The 8,859-nt window shown below is 33.4% G+C and carries 6 protein-coding genes, 1 tRNA gene and 1 pseudogene; 5 read left to right on the top strand and 3 right to left on the bottom strand.

Annotated features, from left to right (window positions below):
- Window positions 1-39: 39 nt before the first annotated feature.
- Window positions 40-2,271 carry a hypothetical protein gene (locus JR053_RS04360; protein WP_416603668.1) on the bottom strand — a complete coding sequence of 744 codons (2,232 nt, stop codon included), beginning with the start codon at window positions 2,269-2,271 and terminating at the stop codon, window positions 40-42.
- A gap of 563 nt (window positions 2,272-2,834) precedes the next feature.
- Between JR053_RS04360 and JR053_RS04355 the strand changes: the two are divergent.
- The 3 genes and pseudogenes from JR053_RS04355 to rho all read left to right on the top strand — a co-directional run.
- A pseudogene (locus JR053_RS04355) lies at window positions 2,835-2,949 on the top strand (IS5/IS1182 family transposase); the annotation flags it as partial.
- 114 nt (window positions 2,950-3,063) lie between these two features.
- Window positions 3,064-3,669 (top strand): cell cycle transcriptional regulator TrcR, encoded by a 606-nt coding sequence (locus JR053_RS04350; protein ID WP_010402270.1) that lies wholly within the window; start codon window positions 3,064-3,066, stop codon window positions 3,667-3,669.
- Window positions 3,670-3,863: 194 nt separating this feature from the next.
- Window positions 3,864-5,270: a transcription termination factor Rho gene (gene rho, locus JR053_RS04345; RefSeq protein ID WP_010402274.1), complete on the top strand. Its 1,407-nt coding sequence runs from the start codon at window positions 3,864-3,866 to the stop codon at window positions 5,268-5,270.
- Window positions 5,271-5,542: 272 nt separating this feature from the next.
- Here the strand turns inward: rho and guaB are convergent, their stop codons facing one another.
- Both guaB and rsmA read right to left on the bottom strand, forming a co-directional pair.
- The gene (gene guaB, locus JR053_RS04340) at window positions 5,543-7,030 is read right to left on the bottom strand and encodes an IMP dehydrogenase (protein WP_010402276.1); all 1,488 of its coding nucleotides are present in this window, start codon (window positions 7,028-7,030) and stop codon (window positions 5,543-5,545) included.
- Between the two features lie 123 nt (window positions 7,031-7,153).
- Window positions 7,154-7,948: a 16S rRNA (adenine(1518)-N(6)/adenine(1519)-N(6))-dimethyltransferase RsmA gene (gene rsmA / locus JR053_RS04335; protein WP_010402279.1), complete on the bottom strand. Its 795-nt coding sequence runs from the start codon at window positions 7,946-7,948 to the stop codon at window positions 7,154-7,156.
- A 77-nt stretch (window positions 7,949-8,025) separates the two neighbouring features.
- On the opposite strand from rsmA, the gene JR053_RS04330 reads away from it, so the two are divergent.
- Window positions 8,026-8,098 (top strand) — tRNA-Thr (locus JR053_RS04330).
- A 24-nt stretch (window positions 8,099-8,122) separates the two neighbouring features.
- Window positions 8,123-8,833, top strand: coding sequence for a triosephosphate isomerase (locus tag JR053_RS04325; protein ID WP_010402280.1), 711 nt, complete (start codon window positions 8,123-8,125; stop codon window positions 8,831-8,833).
- Window positions 8,834-8,859 lie beyond the last annotated feature (26 nt).

The raw sequence follows: 8,859 nt of genomic DNA, 5'->3' as shown, positions 1-8,859 counted from the left end.
TGTCAGTTAATTCATGCCTGTCAGATCAAGTCTAAACTATTACACACTTGCTGCACTCAAATTATCGTCATCAGACCATTTTTTTTGCTCAAGTAAATTACTTACACTATTTAATAGATCTTGAGTGATTTCAATTAAGTAGTGATTAGGGATATTATCCTTATATTTTTTGATGAAATTTTCAGGATCTAAAACCTTATATGAATTTTTATCTTTATTGGCTACTTCTACTTCAGTTAAGTCATTATTAGTTCCTTTAATAAACCAACTGAATTCTATACTATTTAAATCCTCTAAAAACTCATTAAATGATCTAAAGTACTTAATTAACTCTTGTGATTTTGCTTTTTGATCAAGTACAGTACTTGCAATATTAAGTAATGTTTGACGTATTTCTTCCATGTCTTGCTTGAACTTCCCATAAGGAAATTTATCAGGAATTTTTTCTAAAATAGATTCCCTATTCTTCCAATACTCATTATATACATCTACCAAATCTCTAAAATCACCAGATTGTTTATCTAAAAACGCCTTCTTAATAGATTCTATTTGTTTTGTTAGAATAGTTTGATCAATTACTGAAATCTCTTTTGAAAGATAAGGACTTGTTTGTGCTATAAATCTTATAACATTATGTGTTGCTATTCGAAATGACTCATAATGATCACCTTCTGTGTTTTTAATAAAATCCATATAGCCTTGTATGAGAGGTTCAAATAACTTTAATTCTTTTTCGGAAAGCAGATTAGTAATTGCACTGTCAATAATATATATCCATGCTAAGCGCTCTTGAGATATGGATGATAACTCATTATTGCCAAATAAATTGGAAACAGAGTTTTTTATACGTTGCAACCACGTTTCATCACCAGGGTCCTGTAACGATTTAAGTTTGTATTCAAATTCTTTTTTGTCAGAATAATAACCGGGCTCAAAATGTTTCATTAGTGTAAAGATAAAGTGATATTGCTGTTCGAGAGAGCGGTTTAGAGAGGAAGTTAATGGCCAATTTATAGTTTGTATTAAGCCCCATTTTCCTTGACCGTCTTTTTTCAGTAGATCATTAACAGAAATATCTGTTTTACTACTAATCTCTAAAATTAGCTCCTGAAAGCTCTTACAAAGATAAAAATACATAGGATGAGTTAAAGGTGTAAAACTTTGTGAAGAAGCAAGTTTCCCTAGTGCTTCTCCCCTCATTTCCTTTATCCTTTTAAATAAAGCATTCCATGAATCACCTACAAGATCCAGGAAAGGTTGCTCACTCATCATATCAACAAGATCTGCAAACAACTCCATATCTTTATTACTGATATAAAATACCGATTTATCATGCAAGTCAGATAAATGATCTACCATAACAGATGGAGCCATTACAGAAATAGACCAAAGATATTTGTCATATAAGATACTTCCGTGATTATTTATTCCATCTTTACAGATTTGTTGTAATCCTGTCAGCAAATCCCTTGTATAAAATTGATCAACTCGAGAAAACTCTTTCTTTCTTATATCCAGAGCTCTTTCTCTATTAAGCAATTGTTGACTACTACTATTTGTCTCGCGTGAAATGTTCTGATTATTAACTACATCATCTAATATCGATATATTACTAGAGAACTTTCTCCAATCTTCTAATCTTTTAGAAAACTGAAAAAGATCCTCTGCATACTCAAGATTATCTGCAGTTTTACCACTTCTATCCTGCAAAAACTGTTTAAATTGTTCATAAGCTTTATCCCTGTTATTTAATAATTCATCTTCTATAATTTTAGTAATTTTAAGCTTTTCAAGAAAATTTCGTTTTATATCTATAGGATGCCCAGCAAAATCTAACTCTTCAATCTTGTTGAAGCTTACTCTTGCAATAAAGTTTTCCTGATCAAAAGTAAATAAATAACCTGGACTTTGCTTCCTAATATAAACTGTTTTATTATTATGTGGATGAGTAAATTGACACGAATCTAGTTCTATCAAATGATTGTTCTTCCATTGTCCCTCTATATATCCATTTTCACCAAATGACTTCCTTGTTCCCTTATTTTCATTAAAGCTACTTTGGCCAACTTTTTTAGATTTGCCGTCTTTCCAAGTATGCTGCTTAAAATGTGATACAGTAGGAATAGACTCCAGGTCAGAATCACTTTCACAAGATATAGAAGATCTCTCAACCTTATCACTAGCATCACAGTACTCCTCATCAGAGGAATTAGCTGAAAAAGACAGCAAATTCTGACTTACCTGCTGACTATTAGAATTTCCTACGTGCATAATACCCCCTATAAAGAATTATCAATATTCTTAATTTTAGATGTTTTATTTTTTGAAAAGAGGCAAGAAAAATTTTATATGTCGATAAATAAGGTTCTCAAAACACGGTGTTTTTTTCCAAAATTTGTTGATTGAGTTATGGTGGTTGAAATAGCAAACCAATTAAGTTGCTTCGTCCAGCGCTCTCTTTTAGTTAATTATTGTTTTTTCCTTATAAAAATTTAGCTTACCTTTTACATCTAAATAGCTAACAAAATTCGGCCTTTTATAGATGAGTAACCCTCTAGGAATTATCTTCTTGAATTCTATGATATTATTTTTTGTAACATTGTTATACATATCATAAGACTGAAGGTATTTTATTATCTTCAATCTGTGCAGATTAAACGACAAAAGTATTATACAGTTGGCATCTTATTTTTAATTTTTTGCACTATGTGCACCTTATGTCTTCACAATATTTCTAGGTTTTTACCTACATAAGCTGAAACGAGCTTATAAAACGTTTAAGAACAGTATAGAACGCCAATTTTCAGGATTAGAGAGTAACAACTAGCTAACGTGAGAGATCTTTTGCCTGGTTGGAAAAATGTAGGCGATTTTGGAAAAATTGCGAGCGTAAACTTAATACTAGCCTACAAATTTGCTTTTACTTCTTTCCTCCTCAAAAGATTATGAACAGGTTCTAAGAGATAAGAAATATAAACCAAAAAGCCATTGGATGACAAAGTTAATGCTTTTTTAGTTTTAATGGTTTATATTTTATTTCTATAACAGTAAAGGAATATTAAAATGGGAGATGTTTTTTCGATGTCAATGGAATCTTCTAAAGACAATAAAGATAGAAATGAACAATTTCTCATGCAAGTAGCTGCTTGGTTGGTTGATAACACTAGCTTAACTTTTGATCAAATAGCACAATGTTGCAAGTTATCCCTTGAAAAAGTACAAGACATAGCTGATGAGGAAATAGAAGTTGAAAAGTATGACCCTATTATTTCTGAAATAATTACTGAAAAAGAAATCGATAATTGCAAAAAAAATCCAAATCGTGTACCAAATTTGATTATAAAAAATATAAAAAAAAGGGCAAAGACGATTAGCTTTCTTGCCTTTGCTTCCACAGCAAGGCGTAGAGATAAACCTAATGCGATTTATTATTTGGTAAAAAAATTTCCTATCTTGAACAATAATGTGATAGCTAAGCTAGTTAGTACAACAAATTACACAGTTGAGCAGGTAAGAGATGGATCTCATCATAACATACTCAATATCAAACCTCAAGATCCTGTACTACTTGGTTTATGTAGCCAGGAAAATTTAGAAGCGGAAGTAGAAAAAGCGAAAGTAGAAGAAGAGAAGAAACAAAGATTAAAAAATATAAATAATAGCTATTGATGATTCTCAAATTCTTGTACTTTGTTAATATTAAATTGACTTGACTTGTTAGTTTTTATCAGTATAATGTAAGTAAAGTATCTAGTTTAATAATAATTAAGTCTAAATACGCACTAAAAACTAGCTCAGCCTAATTTATTGTTTTATACTCACATTTTAGGTTAGTAAGCATCAATTAAAATTTTTGGAGGATTATGACAACAATCAATGAAGATGTCTTAGCAAAAGGAGAGGTTGTAGGTCAACCTGAAAAAAGCGAACAAATTCATAATGCTGACGCAGTAAAACAAATGACCAGTGAAGGTGCTGAAAAAAACAAGAAAACGTTGGACCTGAGCGAGTTGAAAGAGAAAACAGCAGAAGAATTGTTAGAGCTAGCTGAAGAAAGAAAAATTTCAACTAGTGGTAAAGGCAATGGCAGGATGCTAAAACAGGAAATGATATTCAGTTTAATGAAGAAAATGAGTGAAGAAGGAGGCATAACCACAGGAAGTGGAGTAGTGGAAATATTGCCTGATGGTTTTGGTTTCTTACGTTCATCAAGTGCAAATTATGCTCCAAGTACCGATGATGTTTATATTTCCAATGGCCAAATAAAGAAGTTTAATTTACGTACAGGAGATATGGCATGTGGAGAAATAAGGCCACCTGGTGATAAGGAAAGATATTTTACTTTAACTAAGGTTCAAAGTATAAACTCTACTGAAATCAGTGAATTAAGAAAGTACGTCCATTTTGATAATTTGCTTCCGCTTTATCCTGAAAAAAGCCTCATCCTTGAAAACAACAGTAGCGGAGATAATAAAAAAGATATAAACATGCGTGCTGTAGATATAGTTACACCTCTTGGAAAAGGACAAAGAGCATTGATAGTTGCTCCACCTCGTACAGGAAAAACGATATTGCTTCAGCAAATGGCTCACTCTATAGCTACAAATCATCCTGAAATAGAACTAATAGTATTACTTATAGATGAAAGACCCGAAGAGGTGACAGATATGATACGCTCTGTAAAGGGTGAAGTGGTAAGCTCTACATTTGATGAACCTGCCTACCGTCATGTCCAACTTGCTGAAATAGTAATAGAAAAAGCTAAAAGAATGGTTGAACACAAAAAAGATGTAGTGATTTTGCTTGATTCTATAACTCGCCTTGCACGTGCTTATAATGCAGTCATTCCTTCGTCTGGAAAGGTTCTAACCGGTGGTGTAGATTCAAATGCGCTGCAAAGACCAAAACGCTTTTTTGGAGCAGCTCGTAATATTGAAAATGGTGGTTCTTTGACAATCATCGCTACAGCCCTTATAGAAACTGGTTCAAAAATGGATGATGTTATTTTTGAAGAGTTTAAAGGCACAGGTAATGCTGAAATTATACTAGATAGAAAACTTGCTGATAAACGTATATTCCCTGCTATTGATATTACAAAATCCGGAACAAGGAAGGAAGAGCTATTAGTTGATAAGGCCATACTAAATAAAATATGGGTATTGCGTAGGATACTTAACCCTATGGGATCTGTTGAAGCAATGGAGTTTTTACGTGACAAATTACTTTTAACAAAGAGCAATGCTGACTTTTTTAACTCCATGAATCACTAAAAGTAAGCCAATTCTGATGGAGCAAAAAAGCAAAGCTCTCTTATAGCTAAAATAATTTGGATTTATCAAAATATATTAAGCTGGCAATCTACCTTAAGTTGCTATTCCAACTTATAGCACTGATTTTGATCAAAAATTTTATGTAGTCAGTTTATTTACAATCGATTTTCCAGTGTCAGCCACTTAGATGACATCTTTTTGACTCTTAATATTAATATGTTTATACAATTGTGTACCAGTGTTGAAATGACCCACTCAAAAGGGGATTGTATTTACTCTGAATCAGATGATAAATTAGATGCTTGGTAAGCGTAATTTGGAGCTTCCTGTGTAATGATTATATCATGAGCATGACTTTCTCTTAACCCTGATGAAGTAATAGTGACAAATTTGCAGTTTTTTTTCATCTCTTCTATATTACGGTTGCCAGTGTAACCCATTGCAGCTTGCAACCCACCAATTAACTGACAGATCACTCCTGAAGCTGGACCTTTAAAAGGAACTCTTGCTTCTACTCCTTGTGGGACTAAATCAAGTTTTGAATCTTGAAAATAACGGCTAGCTGACCCTCGTTTCATTGCACTAATAGATCCCATTCCTCGATATTCCTTATATGCTCTACCCTTATACATGATAATCTCACCTGGGCTTTCCTCAGTACCAGCAAAGATTGAACCTATCATCACAGTATCAGCACCAGCTGCAATAGCTTTTGCAACATCTCCCGAATATTTTATTCCACCATCAGCAATTAGTCTGACGTTTTTTGCTCTACACACCTCTGCAACATTCTTGATTGCAGAGAATTGCGGCATACCAACACCTGTAACTATTCTGGTAGTACAAATTGATCCGGGCCCTATTCCAACCTTTACTGCATCAACACCAGCATCAATTAACGCTTCAGCAGCCTCCTTTGTTGTAATATTTCCGCCGATTAATTGCGTATTCGGATACATCTTTTTTATTTCCTTAATGGTGCTGATAACGTTCTCGGAATGACCGTGAGCGGTATCTACAATAACCACATCGACTTCCTCTCCGATCAAAGCTTCACATCTTTCTATACCATCTTTTTTACCAGTACCAATTGCAGCGGCAACTCTGAGTCGACCTTTACTGTCTTTACATGAATTTGGATATCTATTGTATTTTTCGATGTCTTTAACTGTGATTAGACCTATGCAACAAGAATTTTCATCAACAACCAAAAGCTTCTCTATTCTATTTGCATGCAACAATTTCATTGCTGAGGCGCTGTTTACTGCCTGCTCTCGAACTGTTACTAACTTATCTTTTGTCATTACCTCGGAAACTTTTATATTCATGTTCTGGTCTTCAATAAACCTCACATCTCGATTAGTTAAAATTCCCACTAACTTGCGTTGATCAACTACAGGAATGCCGGAATAATTATACTCTCTCATTAATGAAACTGCTTCTGCAACTGTTTTATCTGGGGAAATTGTAATTGGGTTATACACGATCCAGCTTTCATATTTTTTCACCCTTCTTACTTCTAACACTTGTTCATCTATTGATAAATTCTTATGTATGCAACCTATTCCACCATGTTGGGCAATAGCTATTGCAAAGCCTGATTCAGTGACAGTGTCCATTGCAGAGGATATGAGAGGGATATTTAGTTCTATATTATTTGTTAGATAAGTTCTTGTGTCTGCATCACGAGGCAATACATCAGAATAGGCCGGTAAGAGAAGTACATCGTCAAACGAATAACAAGCTTCCATTTTTTTCATATGCTTTATTTAAAGCTTATACGCCAATTAATGAAATTGCAATAGAGCTTTTGCAAAATTAGCCTGGCTCCAGCTATTTTTAGATCAAAATAGGATAGAAGAGGGATGTAGCTCCTAATATATTTATCGCAAAATTACATTATTTGCTAGCAAACAGAACTGCTCAATAGTTAAGCTTTCTGGACGTTCGTCTCCACTCAGTTTAGCATTCTCAAGAATAGTTGAGACATCACTAGTTATACTTTGCAAGCTATTTCTCAGCATCTTTCTTCTTTGAGCGAACACAGCACGTGTTAGCTTTGTTAAGGTTTCTAAATTTACTGCAAATCTTGGAGTGGGTAAAGGTTTTACTGTAATTACTGAAGAATATACTTTTGGTCTTGGAAAAAATTCCTTAGGTTCAATATCAAATTCCTTCTTTATGTCGCATAGTAACTGGCTTAGCACTGATAGGGAACCATAATCTTTAGAATTAGGTTCTGCTGTAATACGCTCTGCTACCTCCTTTTGGAACATTAACGTCAAATTCGTAAAAAATTTTATATTATTTAACCACTTTAAAAATAACGCTACTGAGATATTGTAAGGCAAGTTAGCAATGACTTTGACTGGACATTCTACCAGCTCTTTTTCTACAACATTAAGTGCATCTGCTTCTATAATTCTATATTTTCCCTGATGCTCATTTAGCAATTGTTCGTGATGTTTCACTAAACTACTATCTTTTTCTATAGAAAGTAGAAACTTTGGATTATACGCCAATATTTCTCTTGTTAACGCACCATACCCAGGACCAATTTCAATAACATTAAAATCTTTCAGGCTACCAGCTAAGGCAACTATTCTTTTTATTATCTCATTCGATAAAATAAAATTTTGCCCTAGACTCTTTTTTGGCTTCAGTGAAAATTTTTTCATATGATCTTAGTATGCAGTATTTTAAAAATTAGTTGACGAAAATTCATCAATAATTGTATATTGTCAGTGTATTTAATGCCGGCTTAGCTCAATTGGTAGAGCAACTGACTTGTAATCAGTAGGTTGTCAGTTCAAGTCCGACAGCCGGCACTCTTATCCATACAAGTAAAGTTGATGTCCTTTTTAATAGTAGCAAATTGGAAAATGAATGGAACACGTTCTTCATTTGTTGACTTTATAGGCAAACTTAACAACAAGAGCAACGAAATTACCTCTAAATTAGTAATTTGCCCTCCTTTTACATCATTTCCAAGCAGTATAGAGTTGAACAATAATATTAAAATAGGAGGACAGAATTGCCATCATAAAGAGTTCGGTTCTTACACAGGTGAAATTAGTGCAGGAATGTTGAAGGAACTAGGATGTAGTTACGTAATACTTGGACATTCTGAAAGGGCTCATGAAAAAGATAGTGAAATAAAACTTAAATCGAAAACAGCAATAGAATCAGGATTACACCCAATCATCTGTGTAGGTGAAAACTCAGAAGATTATAAAAATAAAAAAACAAAAGAAGTAATAGAATATCAATGCAAAAACCGTTTGCCAACACAAGGTGAATATACCATAGCATACGAACCGATATGGGCAATAGGAACAGGAAATGTGCCAAATAATGACGCAATTGCTGAGGTGATAGAGATAATAAAATTGTGTACTGGTAAAAAACACATTATATATGGTGGCTCAGTCAGCTCAGAAAATATAGGAAACTTGCTCAGTATTCCAAATCTATTGGGAGTTTTAATTGGTAGTGCAAGCTTAGATTTTGATCACTTTTATCAAATTATACAACAAGTCAAGAAAAAATTTTCTCTTAATTAATTCTAAAGGATAAATACTCTTATTGT

The sequence above is a fragment of the Wolbachia endosymbiont of Nasonia vitripennis genome, from assembly GCF_048054115.1.
In the GTDB taxonomy this organism is placed as follows: Bacteria; Pseudomonadota; Alphaproteobacteria; order Rickettsiales; family Anaplasmataceae; genus Wolbachia.
Note: the sequence above shows the minus strand (reverse complement) of the source record. Positions and strands in the feature narration are given on the sequence as shown.